The 15,962-nt window shown below is 38.0% G+C and carries 13 protein-coding genes; 3 read left to right on the plus strand and 10 right to left on the minus strand.

Features of this window, described 5'->3' with window-relative positions; translation table 11 throughout:
- Nucleotides 1-29: 29 nt before the first annotated feature.
- On the minus strand, nucleotides 30-1,124 hold the full coding sequence (locus tag I6E11_RS10805; protein ID WP_235338048.1) for an aldose epimerase family protein: 1,095 nt from the start codon (nucleotides 1,122-1,124) through the stop codon (nucleotides 30-32).
- 120 nt (nucleotides 1,125-1,244) lie between these two features.
- Nucleotides 1,245-2,552, minus strand: a complete 1,308-nt coding sequence (locus I6E11_RS10810; RefSeq protein WP_235338049.1) for a bifunctional folylpolyglutamate synthase/dihydrofolate synthase — start codon at nucleotides 2,550-2,552, stop codon at nucleotides 1,245-1,247.
- 205 nt (nucleotides 2,553-2,757) lie between these two features.
- On the opposite strand from I6E11_RS10810, the gene I6E11_RS10815 reads away from it, so the two are divergent.
- Both I6E11_RS10815 and I6E11_RS10820 read left to right on the plus strand, forming a co-directional pair.
- Nucleotides 2,758-4,776, plus strand: coding sequence for a tetratricopeptide repeat-containing sensor histidine kinase (locus I6E11_RS10815; RefSeq protein WP_394800129.1), 2,019 nt, complete (start codon nucleotides 2,758-2,760; stop codon nucleotides 4,774-4,776).
- 2 nt (nucleotides 4,777-4,778) lie between these two features.
- Nucleotides 4,779-5,540: a LytR/AlgR family response regulator transcription factor gene (locus I6E11_RS10820; RefSeq protein WP_235338051.1), complete on the plus strand. Its 762-nt coding sequence runs from the start codon at nucleotides 4,779-4,781 to the stop codon at nucleotides 5,538-5,540.
- Between the two features lie 94 nt (nucleotides 5,541-5,634).
- Here the strand turns inward: I6E11_RS10820 and I6E11_RS10825 are convergent, their stop codons facing one another.
- The 8 genes from I6E11_RS10825 to I6E11_RS10860 all read right to left on the minus strand — a co-directional run bounded on the left by I6E11_RS10825 (nucleotide 5,635) and on the right by I6E11_RS10860 (nucleotide 14,193).
- The gene (locus tag I6E11_RS10825) at nucleotides 5,635-5,856 is read right to left on the minus strand and encodes an immunity 17 family protein (RefSeq protein WP_235338052.1); all 222 of its coding nucleotides are present in this window, start codon (nucleotides 5,854-5,856) and stop codon (nucleotides 5,635-5,637) included.
- 6 nt (nucleotides 5,857-5,862) lie between these two features.
- Complete coding sequence (tsaE, locus tag I6E11_RS10830) at nucleotides 5,863-6,282, minus strand: tRNA (adenosine(37)-N6)-threonylcarbamoyltransferase complex ATPase subunit type 1 TsaE (RefSeq protein ID WP_235338053.1); 420 nt, start codon at nucleotides 6,280-6,282, stop codon at nucleotides 5,863-5,865.
- 2 nt (nucleotides 6,283-6,284) lie between these two features.
- Complete coding sequence (locus tag I6E11_RS10835; protein ID WP_235338054.1) at nucleotides 6,285-7,103, minus strand: metal ABC transporter permease; 819 nt, start codon at nucleotides 7,101-7,103, stop codon at nucleotides 6,285-6,287.
- A 134-nt stretch (nucleotides 7,104-7,237) separates the two neighbouring features.
- Complete coding sequence (locus I6E11_RS10840) at nucleotides 7,238-7,657, minus strand: phospholipase (protein WP_235338055.1); 420 nt, start codon at nucleotides 7,655-7,657, stop codon at nucleotides 7,238-7,240.
- 4 nt (nucleotides 7,658-7,661) lie between these two features.
- Nucleotides 7,662-8,891 carry a 3-phosphoshikimate 1-carboxyvinyltransferase gene (locus I6E11_RS10845; protein ID WP_235338056.1) on the minus strand — a complete coding sequence of 410 codons (1,230 nt, stop codon included), beginning with the start codon at nucleotides 8,889-8,891 and terminating at the stop codon, nucleotides 7,662-7,664.
- Between the two features lie 363 nt (nucleotides 8,892-9,254).
- Nucleotides 9,255-10,373, minus strand: a complete 1,119-nt coding sequence (locus I6E11_RS10850; RefSeq protein WP_235338057.1) for a PepSY-associated TM helix domain-containing protein — start codon at nucleotides 10,371-10,373, stop codon at nucleotides 9,255-9,257.
- A 61-nt stretch (nucleotides 10,374-10,434) separates the two neighbouring features.
- On the minus strand, nucleotides 10,435-11,835 hold the full coding sequence (locus tag I6E11_RS10855) for a DUF4374 domain-containing protein (protein WP_235338058.1): 1,401 nt from the start codon (nucleotides 11,833-11,835) through the stop codon (nucleotides 10,435-10,437).
- 27 nt (nucleotides 11,836-11,862) lie between these two features.
- Nucleotides 11,863-14,193, minus strand: a complete 2,331-nt coding sequence (locus tag I6E11_RS10860; protein WP_235338060.1) for a TonB-dependent receptor — start codon at nucleotides 14,191-14,193, stop codon at nucleotides 11,863-11,865.
- A gap of 305 nt (nucleotides 14,194-14,498) precedes the next feature.
- Here I6E11_RS10860 and I6E11_RS10865 point away from each other — a divergent pair, with 305 nt between their 5' ends.
- The gene (locus tag I6E11_RS10865) at nucleotides 14,499-15,776 is read left to right on the plus strand and encodes a hemolysin family protein (RefSeq protein WP_235338059.1); all 1,278 of its coding nucleotides are present in this window, start codon (nucleotides 14,499-14,501) and stop codon (nucleotides 15,774-15,776) included.
- Nucleotides 15,777-15,962 lie beyond the last annotated feature (186 nt).

Consider the following 15,962-nt stretch of genomic DNA (forward strand, 5'->3'; position numbering starts at 1 on the left):
AGAGATAAATGATTAATTATTTAGGTTTATTATTTTTCTACTCCGAATTTATAAATTGTAACCTGATGATATGTTTCTTCAGGAACTAATACTGCTGATGGGAAATGTCCTTTGTTCGGCGTATCTGGGAATTTTTGTGCTTCAAAACATATTGCACTTCTAGCTGGGAATGTCGCACCATGATAACCTTTGAAACCGTTATGCCAATTGGCTGTATATAGCTGAACACCAGGCTCTGTGGTATAAACTTCCAAACTTCTGCCACTGATTGGTTCAACGCATTTTGCAGCAAAAGTCAGTACACCCTGCTCTTCTTTGTTGATTACATAACAATGGTCGTATCCGGCACCATTTACCAGCTGTTCAAACTTGTCGTTTATCCTGCTGCCTACTACCTGAGGTGTTCTAAAGTCCATAGGAGTTCCTTCTACTTTGCTTATCTCCCCTGTAGGTATTGAAACTTCATCTATAGGTGTATAGAAATCGGCATTTATGGTTAGAATATTATTTTCTACAGAAGGTGTAGGTGATTTTACTCCAGACAGACTGAAGAAAGCATGATGTGTAAGATTAACCAATGTTTTTTTGTCTGTTATAGCATTATAGGTTATGATAAGTTCATTACTGTCTGTAAGTGTGTAAATTACTGTTATGTCAAGATTTCCTGGAAAACCTTCTTCTCCGTCTTTTGATAAATAATGCAGTGTAATACTTTGCTTACTGGTTTGCTCTGCATCCCAAACCCTGGCATGAAATCCGGTTGGTCCTCCATGTAGAGAATTAGGACCGTTATTTATTGTAAGATTATATTCTTTTCCGTCCAGTTTGAACTTTCCTTTAGCTATTCTGTTGCCATATCTTCCAATTAATGTGCTTAAGAAAGGTTCCGGGCTGTTTATAACGCCATCTATTGAATCATGTCCTTGAATTACATTTTCTATTTTCCCGTTTTTGTCAGGAACCATGATTGTGAGTATAACCCCGCCATAATTGGTTATTGCTATTTCTGCATTGTTGTCATTGGAAAGAATAAATAAATCAGTTTCTTTTCCGTTTACTGTTTTTTGAAAATCAGATCTTTTAAGACCGCTTAGATTGTTTTCATGGTAAAATGTGTTGTCCATATATTTAAATCTTTTTATTTACATGTTCTTTAATTTATCATGCAAATAAAAAGATTTTCTTTAAAATACCCAAACATTTTTCGGTAAAAAGAAAGTTATTTTGTTTGTTGTTTATATCTTTTATTGGTTAATAGTTGTTTTTATGCTATACAATACAATAAGGTCGGCTACAATGAATGTACTGCCTCCAACAAAAATCATATCTTTTTCACTGGCATTTTGTTTTGCTGCATATAATGCTTCTTTTACATTTTTATATGCTTCGCCTTTCAGTCCGTGACTATTGCCGATTTTTTTTATTTCCTCTGCTGGGAGTGCTCGTTTTACAGAAGCCTGTGTGAAGTAATATACTGCATTTTCTGGCAATAGTGATATTACCCCGTTTATATCTTTGTCATTCACCATTCCTATCACAATATGGAGTTTGTCATACTTCATTTTTGATAGTTGCTCTGTAATATATCCTATCCCTCCAATATTATGTCCTGTATCGCATATTATGGTTGGATTATCTTCCAGTTTTTGCCATCTGCCCATCAAACCTGTTAGTTGACAAACATTTTTGAACCCTTCACGTATATTTTGTTCATTGATTTTATATCCTAAATCTTTTAGTCTTATTATACTGTTAAGAATAGTATTGGTGTTTTTAAGTTGGTAGTTCCCGCATAATTCGCCGTAAAGATTGTTAATTAAGGATGATTGATAAATAAAGTGTCCGTCATCGGTATGTACAGCTTCTGTAATTAATTTACTGTCTTCTGCAAAGATGATATTTGCATTCATTTGCCTGGCCTTATTTTCAAATACTTCTCTGGTTTCGCTATTGTATTCGCCTATTATTACAGGTGTGTTCTCCTTTATTATACCAGCCTTTTCAGAAGCTATGGCAGACAGTGTGTGCCCCAAAAACTGAGTGTGGTCAAAACTTATATTTGTTATAATACTTAAGTCCGGGTGGATAACGTTCGTACAGTCAAGTCTTCCTCCAAGCCCAACTTCTATCACAGCTACATCAACCTCTTTATGAGCAAAATATAAGAATGCCATAGAGGTGGTAAGTTCAAAGAATGAAGGATGTAACGGCTCAAAAAAATGCTTGTTCTCTTCTACAAATTTTACTACGAAATCTTTTTCAATAGGATTGCCGTTAACTCTTATTCTCTCACTGAAGTCTACCAGATGAGGTGAAGTATAGAGTCCTGTTTTATATCCGGCCGATTGCAATATTGCTGCAATTGTGTGCGAACATGAACCTTTACCATTAGTTCCTGCTATATGTATTGTTTTGAATTTTTTATGAGGGTGCTCAAAGAAAGCGTCAAGTTTTAAAGTATTATCCAATCCTTCTTTGTAAGCGGCTTTTCCTACGTTTTGGAATAAAGGCGTGATGTTGTATAAATATTCAATAGTTTCCTGATAGTTCATTTTCGTATGTTTTTTCTATGCAAATATCATAATTTTTTTCCTCATATCACATAGCTTGGCTTTAAAATTGTCTGTACATAATGGATGATAATTTATTATTATAAAAAAATGAAGACTAATCCGTTTTTCAGATATAAATAATCAATTATAACTTTTGTTTTATAATTTGTTTTTTTATTTCTTTGTAAGTAAAACACAATTTATTATGCGTAAAGGATTTTTATTTATTATATTTTTCATTCTACTTCATATCATATTTATATCTTGTGTATCACGTAAAGGGGAAAGGGTGACAGTCGCTTCGGATAGTTTGATTTCATATTGTGACACAATTTTGGGATCAAATCCAGGAATGGCAGTCAGGGCCATAGACAGTGTGTTGCATGAGCAAACCGATATGAATTTATATTATTCTTTACTCATGGTAAAATCGAAAGCCATGATGTTCTTGTCTGAATATGATTCTGCAAAAATATTATTGGATAGTGTTGAAAAATATTGTCTTTCTGGAAATAAAGAAATAAAACAATATAAATTACTTTCAGGTGTAAACAATATGCGTGGTAATTTATATTCCAGAAGGACAGTAATGGATTCTGCTGTCGTTTATTTTCACAAGGCATATAAGTATTCATCACAATTGGGACTTTCGCCGGATATGATAGATATTTCAATAAATTTGGCCGATGCCTATGTGCGTTGCGGAAAGTTTGATATGGGTGCCTATTGGTATAGAAAATCCTTGCTTTTATCGGATACACTTATGATAGACGAAAAGAAGCGTTTCCCTTCATATTATGGTCTTGCTCAGGTTTATATGGATTTAAGGGATTTTCAGCAGTGTGACCATTATTTTGATATGGCTGGTAAGTTTTATGATGCAATGCTTCCTTTTGAGAAACATATATACCTAAACAATAGGGGCAATTCTTATTATTACCGTGGCGATTACAATAAGGCTATGGAATATTTTAAAAAGTCAATGCAATTGGCCAATTCATATAGTGATATGGAATATGAGCGTAATTTCACAAAAGTAAATATGGGTGAACTTTATATGCTGATGGACAAAACAGATTCAGCCTCTTTATACCTTAATGATTGCTATAGCTTTTTTAAATCAATAAATCACACTTCGGCTTTATACTATATAGAAACCCAGCTCATAGAATTGGCTCTTAAGCAAGGTAATGTCGGTCAGGCATCAAGAATCCTTTCAAATGCAGTAAAGCCTGAATTTATTGAACCTAATATGTTGCATATACGAAATAAGTATTTACAGCATTATTTTGAGGAAAGCGGCGATTTCAAGAATGCATATTATTATCAGCAAAAAAATGCTTATATAGACGATTCTATCAGAAACGAACGTATAAAAATGCGTTCAGCGGAAATAGCCCTTAAGTATAAACAGGATAGCACTTTGATGAAAAAGGAGTTTTTTATCAAGGAAAAAGAAAATCAGGTACTTGCACTCCGTCAGTGGATATATGTTCTGGTTTTGGGCTCGTTGTTTGTAGTTTCATTGTCAGGATTACTTATAATATACAAAAAGCGCCGCAGTGACAAAAAAATATGGAATATGCAGACTGATATAAGTACGTTACGTCTTGAAAATATAAGAAACAGGATTTCCCCACATTTCATATTTAATGTTTTGAATAGGGAAATGGTGAATCATGGAACAGAAAAAGACAGTGAGAATCTTGTATCTTTATCAAAACTTATACGTAAAAACCTTGAGCTGACAGGCAGTCTCTGTATTACCCTGGATGACGAACTTGATTTCGTTAAAACTTATATTTCTATCCAGAAACCGGTATTGAGTGATGATTTCTATTATGAAATATCTGTTTCGGATGATGTGGATACCAAGAGTATACAGATTCCTTCCATGATGATTCAGATTCCTGTAGAGAATGCTCTGAAACATGCTCTCAAGACTAAAGAAGGCAGAAAATGTTTATGGATTAAAGTATATAGAGTGAATAATGCAGTATGTATAACAGTTACGGATAACGGAGGTGGATTTAAGCCCAACAGCAGTAACAGGGGAACTGGTACAGGATTGAAAGTTATTACCCAAAGTATACAGTTACTTAATATGTATAACAAGGAACCAATTCTGATGAAAATAGTGAATGTTCCTTTGGAAAATTCTGAAATAGGATGTGAAATAAGATATTCGTTGCCTGTAGGATATACATATGAAATAAAGAAATAATTATGGAGGAGTTTTATAAGGTTGTTGTTATAGACGATGAAAAAGCTTCTGCTTTGGCATTGGTGGAACAATTAAAAAATTATCCAAGATTTCATGTTGATGGAGTTGCCCACGATGCAACTTCGGGGATTCTTATGATAAAGAAGTATATGCCTGATTTATTGTTCCTGGACGTTGAGTTACCCGAAATGTATGGCATGGAACTTTTGTCAGAGGTCAGAAATGACATAACTTGGAATATGCGTGTGGTATTTTATACAGCCCATGATAAATATATGATAAACGCCCTTAGACACAGTGCTTTTGATTTTCTGCTGAAACCAATAGATAGAAAAGAGTTTGATGTCGTCATTTCAAGATTTCTTCTTGACTACGAGACAAATTCTGTTCCACTTGAACAGAATGATATTCCGGAAGTGTCAAAAGAATCGTCATTTATGGTTATATTACCTACAGGTGAGATGCGGATGGTAAAGTCTACCGAGGTAGGATTTTTCAGATATGTGTCTGAACGTAAATTATGGGAAGCTGTATTGTCTTCAGGCGAAAATGTTTCGCTGCGAAGAAATGTTTCAGCCGATTTTTTGTGTTCCTTTAATAAAAACTTTATACAGGTTCATCAGTCATATATTGTGAATATGGATTATCTGGTCATGATACATGATAGTAATTGTATTCTGTGTCCACCATTTGACGAATGTTCAGAAGTAGTGATTTCAAGAAAATATAAGAAGAACCTGATGGATAGATTTTGTGTGTTCTGATTTTTATAGATGGTTTATAATACACTGTTTATTACATAAAAATGCTCCAGTATTGCATTATGGCAGTATTGGAGCATTTGTTATAATAAGTATATCATTCTATGTTTCTGACTGATAGAAAAAAATATATTCCTGCCGCTATCATTCCTATACCTAATGCAGCATAAAATATTCTGGATTTGTTTCTGCCCAATGCCTTTACTATGAATTGTGAGTTGTTTGCCTTGAAAAACCAGTCCCAATTCAGAATTGCAGCCATAATAGACAAAAGTCCTAGAATAATGAAAACTGATTGTATGATATAATGTGCAGTCATACTGTTTTATGAATCGAAACGAACAGAACGTGTTCCATCTTCGTTTTCCTCTATATATACATTAACCGTATTGCCTGGTAGAACTTCTTCAATCAGTTCCGGCCATTCTATGAAACATAGTGCACCGCTGTAGAAATAATCCTCATATCCCATGTCATAAACTTCTTCCAGTTTCTTTATTCTGTAGAAATCAAAATGATATATCAGCTCGCCGGTTGTTTCAGAACGATATTCGTTTACTATTGCGAATGTAGGCGAGTTTATTACATCTGTCACTCCAAGCTCCTCGCATACAGCTTTTATAAATGTAGTTTTGCCTGCACCCATTTTGCCATAGAAAGCAAATACTGTATTGTCGCCCATTTCAGCTATAAACTGTCTGGCAACATCGTGGATTTGATCCAATGAATTGATTTTTAGTTCCATATTTATATAGTTTTTTTGTTTGCCTTTATTAGTTTTGCTAATGTGTATATTATTATGGATGTAAATATTATTGCCGCTCCCGAAGGTACCTGAAGCTGATATGACAGTATCAATCCGCCTATACAACTTATATATCCAATTCCAATAGACAACCATATAATGTTCTTGAATTTGTAAGTGAACAGGTTAGCTGTCATTTGCGGAAGTGTCAATAATGATATAACAAGTACTATACCTATCATCCTGAGACATGACACTATAGTAAGTGCTATAAACATCATCAATGTATATTCAAACAGTGTTACAGGCAGATGCTGCGAACGTGCAAATTCTCTGTCAAAAGCTATTGAAACTATTGGTTTCATAAAAACGGAAAAGAATACAGCCAATGCCAGACTTATTATGCCAAGCAAGGTTATATCGCCTATAGTTATCGTAAGAATGTTGCCGAATAGGAATGATGACAGTTCTGGAGTAAACCCGGGAGCAAGAAAACTGAATATAATTCCCACAGCCATGCCTAAGGTCCAGAATACGGCAATGGCTGAGTCTTCTCTCATATCGCTTCTTTTGCTTAACCATTCCACTCCGAATGCCGACAACACAGAGAAAACAGCTGCAGTAAGCAGTGGAGATATACCAGTGTATAGTCCTATACCTATTCCTCCGAATGAAGCATGAGTTATTCCCCCGCTTATGAAAACCAGGCGTCTTGTTACAATGTATGTACCTATTATTCCGCAGGCAATACTAGCAAAAAGACTTCCCAGCAGCGCATTCTGGAAAAACGTATATTGGAATAGTTCTATGAAATCGGTCATTTTGAGTTTTTAAGTTTTTATGTCAGTTGACAAGTTGACGAGTTAACAAGATGACGAGACTACCATCCGGATGGAACCAATGGCCGTTGAAACCAAAACCTTGTCAACTTGTAACTGAAACCTTATATCTTTTTTTAATGTATTCTTCTTTCTCCCACTATCAGGAACAGCTCGTCCTTAAGCTCGTCCGGTAGTTCAATGCCGCGCAGTTGCAGGCTTCGGCACCATCCGGCTACTTCCACTTCCTGAGTAGTGTAAAGTATGTTTCTGAATTCTTCTATCTCTTCTTCAGTGTAACTGTCAGAAGAACGTCCCTTGAAACGGTCCAGCTCTTCATCGTCGTAGTATTCTATCGACTTGCTTACGGCTGCCAGAAGACTGTCTTTCTCGCATGTCTCATGCTGACCGCAGCATTCGCTGTCTACTTCAACCACTTTCGGCTCTTCGGTTATTTCTCCTTTTTCTATTTTCTTCTGGATGTTGCGGTTATAGAAATATCCGGCTATAAGTCCGAACAGCGCAACACCGATGAGTGCTAAAACGAGTATCCACATGTCTTTATTCCTCCATTATGTTGAAACCTGCCTTGGTCAAATCATTCCAGAATCCGGGATAGGATTTTGATACCACTTGCGGATTGTTTATTCTGATTTCCATCAGCTTCAGTGCTGCAGGTGCAAATGCCATTGCCATTCTGTGGTCTTCGTATGTGTCTATGGCTGGGTTTGCGTCACCTTCGCATCTTTCTCCGTCCCATGACAATATAGAACCATTACTTTCCGATATTACGTATCCCAGTTTCTTCATCTCGTTTATAAGTGCAGCCATGCGGTCTGTCTCTTTTATCTTGAGACTTTGCAGACCACTGAAGCGGAACGGTATTCCCATCATGCAACAGGTCACTACGAATGTCTGTGCCAAATCCGGCTGGTTTACGAAATCGTATTCCATTCTGTCGGTAACCTTTCCGCTTTTTGTCAGAACTACATTCTTGTCTCCATATTCTGTTGTTACACCCAGTTGCTCAAACAGTTCAGCTACTTTTGAGTCTCCTTGGAAACTCTTTTCGAAAAGTCCCGGAAGTTCCACACGGGCGTTTTCCGACAAGGCTGTCATTTCGTACCAGTAAGAAGCAGCACTCCAGTCGCTTTCCACGTAGTATGGAGTAGGTTTGTAAGTTTCGTTGCTTATGCTTATGGTATTTTCATCAGTCCATACTGCATTAGCTCCGAATTCTTTCATTATCTGTATTGTAAGATTGATATATGGCTTTGAAACGATGTTGCCGGTCAGATTAAGAGTAAGTCCGTTTTTAAGAGTAGGACCTATCATCATAAGAGCTGATATGTATTGCGAACTTATATCCCCAGGCAGTGAGATAACATTCCCGCTAAGTTCTTTTCCTATGATTTTCAGTGGAGGAAAACCTTCTTTTTCTGTATATTCAATGTCTGCACCGAGGCATCTCAAAGCATCCACCAGAATTTTAATCGGGCGTTGTCTCATTCTTTCGGTTCCAGTAATGATATGTTCGCCTTCTGTAACCGAAAGATATGCGGTTAGAAATCTCATGGCTGTACCTGCTGCCATGATGTCTATGGTGTCGGTCATTTCACTTAGTGCGCGCACCATCACGAAGGTGTCGTCGCATTCGGACAAATTCTCTATTTTCCCGTCATTTTTTGACAGTGCTTTTATGATAAGAGCCCTGTTACATATACTCTTTGACGATGGTAAAAGTATGTTTGTATTTATATTTTTAGGTGCTGAAACTTTTATTCTACCCATATTGTAATCTTTCAGTGTTCGTTTAGATTGCAAAGATAATGTATTTATTTGTTTTTTTGATGTAATATAGTTTCATATAATCTTTTTATATTTGTAATTATAGTAAGTTAAATACATAAAAGAAGTATAATTATGATAGAACCGATATATTCTGCATCTCCCGACAGATATGACGGGAAGATGAAATATCGCCGATGCGGTAAGAGCGGAATTCTTCTGCTTATTTTCTGTAAACGACACTGTCGTTTATAAAAATACAACTTGTGTTTATACAAACCACACTGTGATTTATAAAAACACAAGTTATATTCATATAATATGTAAGCTCGTTACGAACTATCAGATATGTTGTTTGGAGTTTTGTTATCTCATCTTCTTTTTTAGCCAAAGATAATATCCCGTAAGTGGGAGAGTGGCACCTATCAGTGCTGCCAGGAAGTAAAGGACTTTGGTTACAGGACCGCCCCATGTTCCTACGTGTAGCGAATATATCAGTCCTCTGAGGTTCTGTCTCACACTGTGATTCTCGAATTTCCTGATTTCGGTTATTTTGCCGGTTTTGGGGTTGAACTTTACATTGTCCGACTTACTCCTGTATCCGTATTTGTTCAATGATACGGTTGCTTCGTTTTTGCTCAGTTTGATATAGTTATATTCGGGATATAGATCTTGTATCTCCTTCAAGGCTGCATCGTATGCTATGCTTGTTTCCTGTCGGCGTTCTGTCTTGCCGTTCTCTTTTTTCTCATCATTTCCATGTCCGTGAGCGTGTCCGGCTTGTTGATTCTGTGGTTGAGGCTCGGCTCCAAGGAGTGAGTACGCGGCTTCCCTATACCATCCGAATGACCATGTAGGTCCGGTCAGTGCCATAATCAGTAGGAATATTGTGGCATAGAAACCGAGTGCTACGTGCGAATCGTACATCAGTCGTCTTGTACCTTTGCCGCAAGCCACTGTAAGCCTGTTCTTCAGAGCCTTACGGGTACGTGGAATCCATATCACCAGTCCGCTTATGAGGATTATTGTCATGGCTATTGTAGAAATACCCACTATAAGTTTACCGGTTGACATGCTGCCTTTACTCTTAGGAACATCAAGGAACCATCTGTGGAGTTTCCTCATTGTCTGAAAGAAAGGATATGATTTCGACCATCCTATGCTTTCGCCGGTATAAGGATTGACGAACAGGACTTTTTTTCCTCCGTTGCTGAAACTTATCTGATATGTAGCATCTGTAGCTTTGGGTATGCTTACGGATGAAATCTTCATTTCGCCGTGTCTGTCTTGTACGATATTTATGACTTCGGAAGGAGCAAGCCTTTCTTTTCCCTGAGGTGCTTCCACCTGATAAAGGTGCTTGTTCAGAGCCCGGGTGATATCTTGTTCGAATACCAGTGTGGCACCGGTGAAACATATCACAGTGATTATCAGCCCCAATGGGATAGAAAGCCAGAGATGTATCTTATGTAATGTTTTCTTCATTCTTATTTTTTTGTAATAAAATATTATAGGAGATGGAAGACCTCCTATAATACTATCAATGTTATTCCGTTACATTAAGTTTTCCTACACCTGAAAGCTGAGTCGCCTCTACTGTAAGTCCTTTTGTCGCAACTCCTGTAGTAGGGTCTATCTTATAGATGGCAGGATATCCGGAAGTGGTAGTAACTGCTACATAAGCTTTTCCATTTTCTATGTATGGAGTGTTTCCGAATCCGCTTACGTCAGAAGGCATTCCTGATACGTAAGTAATCTTCTTGTCTTCTGCCTTGAAAATAGCAAGCTGGTTTGCTGTATATCCTGTTTCGGAGAATGGACGGTCGTACATTAGCAAAAGGAAATAATCGTCAGCAATAGGCCAACAGCGCATGAATGATTTTCCGTCAGTCTGTTCTTCGATGTTACAGTAGTAATCGTCAAAGCTTTCTGTTCCGGCAGGAATTCTCACAACTCCGGCAGGCAGTGTAGTCTGCTGGCGGCTGTCTTTCATCGTTTTGGCATAACTTGGTGAGAATACGTAAATATCACCGTTGCCTGCACTCCATACCATCTGATAGTACTGCGATTTCATTCTTCCGGCTGCATAGCTTATCTTGTCTGTCTTTATGATTTTCTTTTCTGTGAGAGTCTCGTCACTGAATATTGCTATGTGACATTCATCCGGGTATTGGGTCCATTGCAGTTCATCTTTCTTGTATGAGCTGCTACCGCTACCGCCTTCTTCTGTCTTTATCAAATCCTCATTGCCTGGCAGAACCCATCTCCCGTTTTCAAATTTGGTTCCGTACTGGCTCAATCCCATAGGTATGGCTGCCGAAAATATCTTGCCGTTATTTTCAAGAAGACCTGCTAAGGTAACATATTCTCCGTTTCCAAGGAAGTTTTCCGATAGATACTTTTCGTTTTGAGTATCGTTAGTTGTATAAACTTCTCCTGCGGCATCCAAATAAGAAATAAGGAATGATTTTGGAGTATATCCGTTATCATCGTTCCATTCTGTAGGTCCGTCGCCGGTAGAAGTAGTCATGATATACTTTCCGTATGTGCCAAAAGTAGTAAAACGTCTTATGGCAAATTCTCCGTTTCTCTTTTTAATATTATTGTTTGCGTCAAGGATGAATGATGTTGTGACTCCTGCATTACCTTGATTGTATGCCAGTCCGTAAAGATACTGGTTGTTATAGTATATCCACTGTGTAGCTCCGTCGTTAACAAGTCCGTTGTTTTTAGTTGAAACTGTTCCTTCGTCTAGCGATGAGGCTGTAAGAAGTACGTTAGTGGTATTTCCGGATGCTGTGACCGATGCAGCTATTACATATTGACCTTTTTGGTCTGTATTGTTGTTATTATTGTTGTTGTCAACTGTCTCCTCGCTGCATGAAGTTGCAGATACTGCTACGCCAAGTAATATGGCCATGTTTCTGATAAGATTTCTTTTGCTCATTTTTTTACTCATTTTAGATTGTATTTTTTATTTACCAAAATATACTCTTACTTTTCCGTAGAATGCTCTTCCTGCTTTCTGTAAACTAAAATTGTCGTACAGTTTTTCGTCTGTCAGATTACGGCATTCGAAGGAAATGTTATATCTTCCTTTCTTCATGCTGTACGAAAGACTGATGTTGTGTGAAAACTGGTTTGGAACAATGTAGTCGCTGCTTGAGCCTATCACCTGCGAGTAGTATGAAAAGCTGTGCAGATACTGGTTGTCGTATGTAAAGGTCAGCGTGTTGCCTTTCTCAAACAGGTTGTGCCAATAAAGATTTATGTCCGAATCGGCAAACATGTAAGGTATGTTGGGCATACGTTCCTTATAAGCCAGATTAGGCTGATTTGTTCCTATTGCCATTTCCTGATTGTCCCTCACGTCCATCCTTGTGAAGTTTCCGCCTATGCTCAGCCAGTTGCTGAAACCGTATCTAACCGAAGCATTTATTCCTTTGGTAAGGACCTTGCCATAGTTGATATATGTAGCAGCCATCTTACCGCCGCTAAGGTCGGCGATATTTCTCTGTATATAGTCTTTGGTATCGCGGTATATAAATCCTCCTTCCAGATAAACACTATGTTTGCCGAAAGTCTTGTTATAGCTGATATTCAGATTTATGTTGTCACTGTTTTCCGGACGGATACTTATATCACCCATTTCTAAGTCTTCATCACCGAACATTTCCTCAATGGTAGGCAGACGATAGGCTTTTTCGTATGACAGTTTAATCTGCAATGCCGGTATTACGAAGAATGTACCTGCCGCTCCATATCCGGTTGAACTGACTTTCCTGTCTGTACGCACAAAGTCTGAATTATTAGCATCTGTGGCTTGCGGACCTGATACATATTGCAAATATTGTTTTGCAAAAGCTGAAAAGTTCCATCTTTCCGACATCATAAGTCTGTATGACAGTCCGCTGATGTTTTTCCTTGTACGTTTGTCTATAGGGTCGGTCTGTTCTTCTTTCGTTAGTAGAGAAGTGTTTTCGCGTCTGAATGCATTGAACACATTATTAAATGTAATGAAATGTGCCTTACCTATTCTGTAGTTCAGTGTTACTGTATTGTTCCAGTTGTCATTATCTGCACGCGAATACTGATACGACTGTTCGCCACGGGTATTCATCAGTTTCTTGTCGCCTAGCCAGTTATATTCGTATGCTGCTGTGTCCACGTTATAAGTAGTATTCCTATTGTAGTTACCTGTTATCATCAGTTCAAGTCCTTTGACAATAAGGTCTCTTTTCCTGTATTCCACTGAAGGCATAAGCGAATGTCCTTTTCTGTGCTTTTCGCCATAGACGATATTCTGACGTACACCAGTCTGTATGTCCTGATACATATTTGAATATGTAAATCCGAACATCAGTCGGTCTGCCCATTTCTTATCTACTACACCAATTTTCCCGATTACAGCTTCATTGTGGTAGGTGTCATTGAATCTTTTTACTCTGCCTGTTCCTGCGTTGATGTTTCCGGTTTCAAAGTCTTTTATAGGACCATCTATATAATAATTGTTGTCCGAATAATTCTGAAAAGCATTTATCTCGTAGGTAAATCCGTTTTTCAAGGTCTGTCCGAAATGAATGTTTGATTTATGCGTGTTGAAAGAGCCGTATGAATACGAAGCATCAAGGAACCAGTTCTGTTTCTTCTTGTTCGTGACAATATTGATAACTCCTCCTATAGCGTCTGAGCCGAAACCTACCGGGACCACACCTTTATATACCTCTATTCTTTCTGCAAAGTTTACTGGAATATTGTTTAGTCCGAAGGAACTTCCGACGCCTTCCTGCGGTACACCGTCAATGAAAACCTTCACGTGTTTTCCGCTGAACCCGTCGAGCATCAGCTGCATGTCCGAGCCCACTCCTCCCGACTCTCTGAGTTTCATACCAGGGGCTTTGGCGAGGGCATCACTCAGGCTTTTTGTACTGTTCTTCATCTCCTTTGTGTTAACGGCCACAGCGTTGAATGCCGAACGTTTCAGACGACTTACACCATTTGAAACCACCACTACCTCGTCCAATTCTGTTACTGATTGTTTTAATGTTATTAAATGTCTTTTATTACTATGGCCGACATTGATTTTTTTCTCATAAGTCTCAAACCCTATGGCCGAGACTACAAGTGTGTATTCTCCGGCCGGAGCATTGAGCCTGTATTCACCCTTTTCGTCAGTCGTACATCCGAAGTTGGTGTTCTTCAGGTAGACGGTTGCAAAATCCACAGGACTTTTGTCTGTCGATTTTACTATACCGGATAGAATAACCTTCTGTACTTCCGCTTTGACTGTCACGCATAATGTCATTGCTGCAAAAAGAAATACAAATTTTAAATACTGACTCCACAGCGTTTTGCTCATAAACTAATACCTTATAAATATATTTTCTAATCTTTTAATTCCGGATGCAAAGTTACTGCCATAAGGTCTTTGCCACAATCGCAATTTTTAGGTATATTTCATACTGTTTTTTATGGCACTACTAATCATTTTTAGGTATTGCCTAAAATGAGTGATAAACAGATTGTTAAAACTTTCTAATAGAATGTTATTAATTCGTGTTGAGCGTGAACAATCTATTATTTTTGCTGTTGAAAACATTTAATATATATATGAACGAAATTTTTATTATCATCGGGTTGATATTGCTTAATGGAGTTTTCGCAATGTCCGAGGTGGCACTCATATCAGCCCGTAAATCACGTCTTTCCGCTGACGCTAAAAACGGAAACAAATCGGCAAAAACAGCTTTAAAACTCGCAAATGAACCGGACAGGTTCCTTTCTACCGTACAGATTGGTATTACTCTTATCGGAATCCTTACCGGTATCTATTCCGGAAATCAGATTGCAGTCGATCTTACAGAAGCTATGAAATCATGGGGAGTATCTTCTACATACGCCTTCGGTTTGGCTCAGGGTGTTATCGTTGTAGTGGTTACATATCTTACTATTATATTCGGTGAACTTGTTCCTAAGCGTATAGGTATGAGTATGGCTGAAAAGGCTGCAAAAGTAATGGCACAGCCGATGAACATACTTTCGGTAATTGCACTTCCTTTCGTTTGGTTGCTCGCAAAAAGCACTGAGGTTATCTTCAATCTTCTTGGCGTAAAAGAGGAGGATAATAAGGTGACTGAAGAAGAAATCAAGTCTATAATAAAAGAAGGAGCCGAAGACGGCGAAGTACAGCCAGTGGAGCAGGATATCATGCAGAGGGTATTCCTTTTGGGCGATTTGAAAGTCAGTTCTATTATGACTCATAAGTCGGATATCGTATGGCTGGACACAGATATGACTGTAGATGATGTGAAAAGCATTGTTAGCGACAATCTTTATGAATTTTACCCTATTGCCGACGGAGATTTGGATCATGTTAAGGGTGTTATCCACCTGAAAGACCTTGTGCTGCATCTGCATGAAGATGATTTTAATCTTGTAGCATTGACTCAGGATGCTGTGTTCTTCCATGAGAATATGAATGTATACAAGGTGTTGGAACAGATGAAGATGAAGAAGATCAGCCGTGCCCTTGTATGCGATGAATTCGGTGCCTGTACCGGTATAATTACCTTGAAAGATATACTTGAAGGACTGGTAGGATCTGTGGATGATGCAGATGATGAACCAGATATTATAAAGAGGGTAAATAATGACGGATGGCTGGTTGACGGACAGTGCCCTATGTACGATTTCCTTAATTATTTCAACCGTCCGGAATTGTTTGAAGTTTCGGATTTCCATACGCTTGGTGGTCTTATTCTTCAGCATCTTCAGCATGTACCTCAGAGTGGGGAGACCATGCAGTGGAATGGATTTAATTTCGAAGTAGTAGATATGGATGGAGCAAGAATTGATAAGGTCCTTGTAACTCAGGTAAAGATGGATTGATAATTTGTTCTACCTCAAAATTCGGATGGATTATGTTGACGTATGCTACATTTTAATTCTTAAGTAACTATTCAAAATTAATTTTATACATATGAGTAATTCACAAATAAGTTCGTACCTACAGATGCCAGTGCCCTGTTTGTACAATAGAAAAGCGAGTCCTTAGTATTGTAATCAGCAGTTCTT

This window comes from Bacteroides caecigallinarum (assembly GCF_021531075.1).
Taxonomy (GTDB): domain Bacteria; phylum Bacteroidota; class Bacteroidia; order Bacteroidales; family Bacteroidaceae; genus Phocaeicola; species Phocaeicola caecigallinarum_B.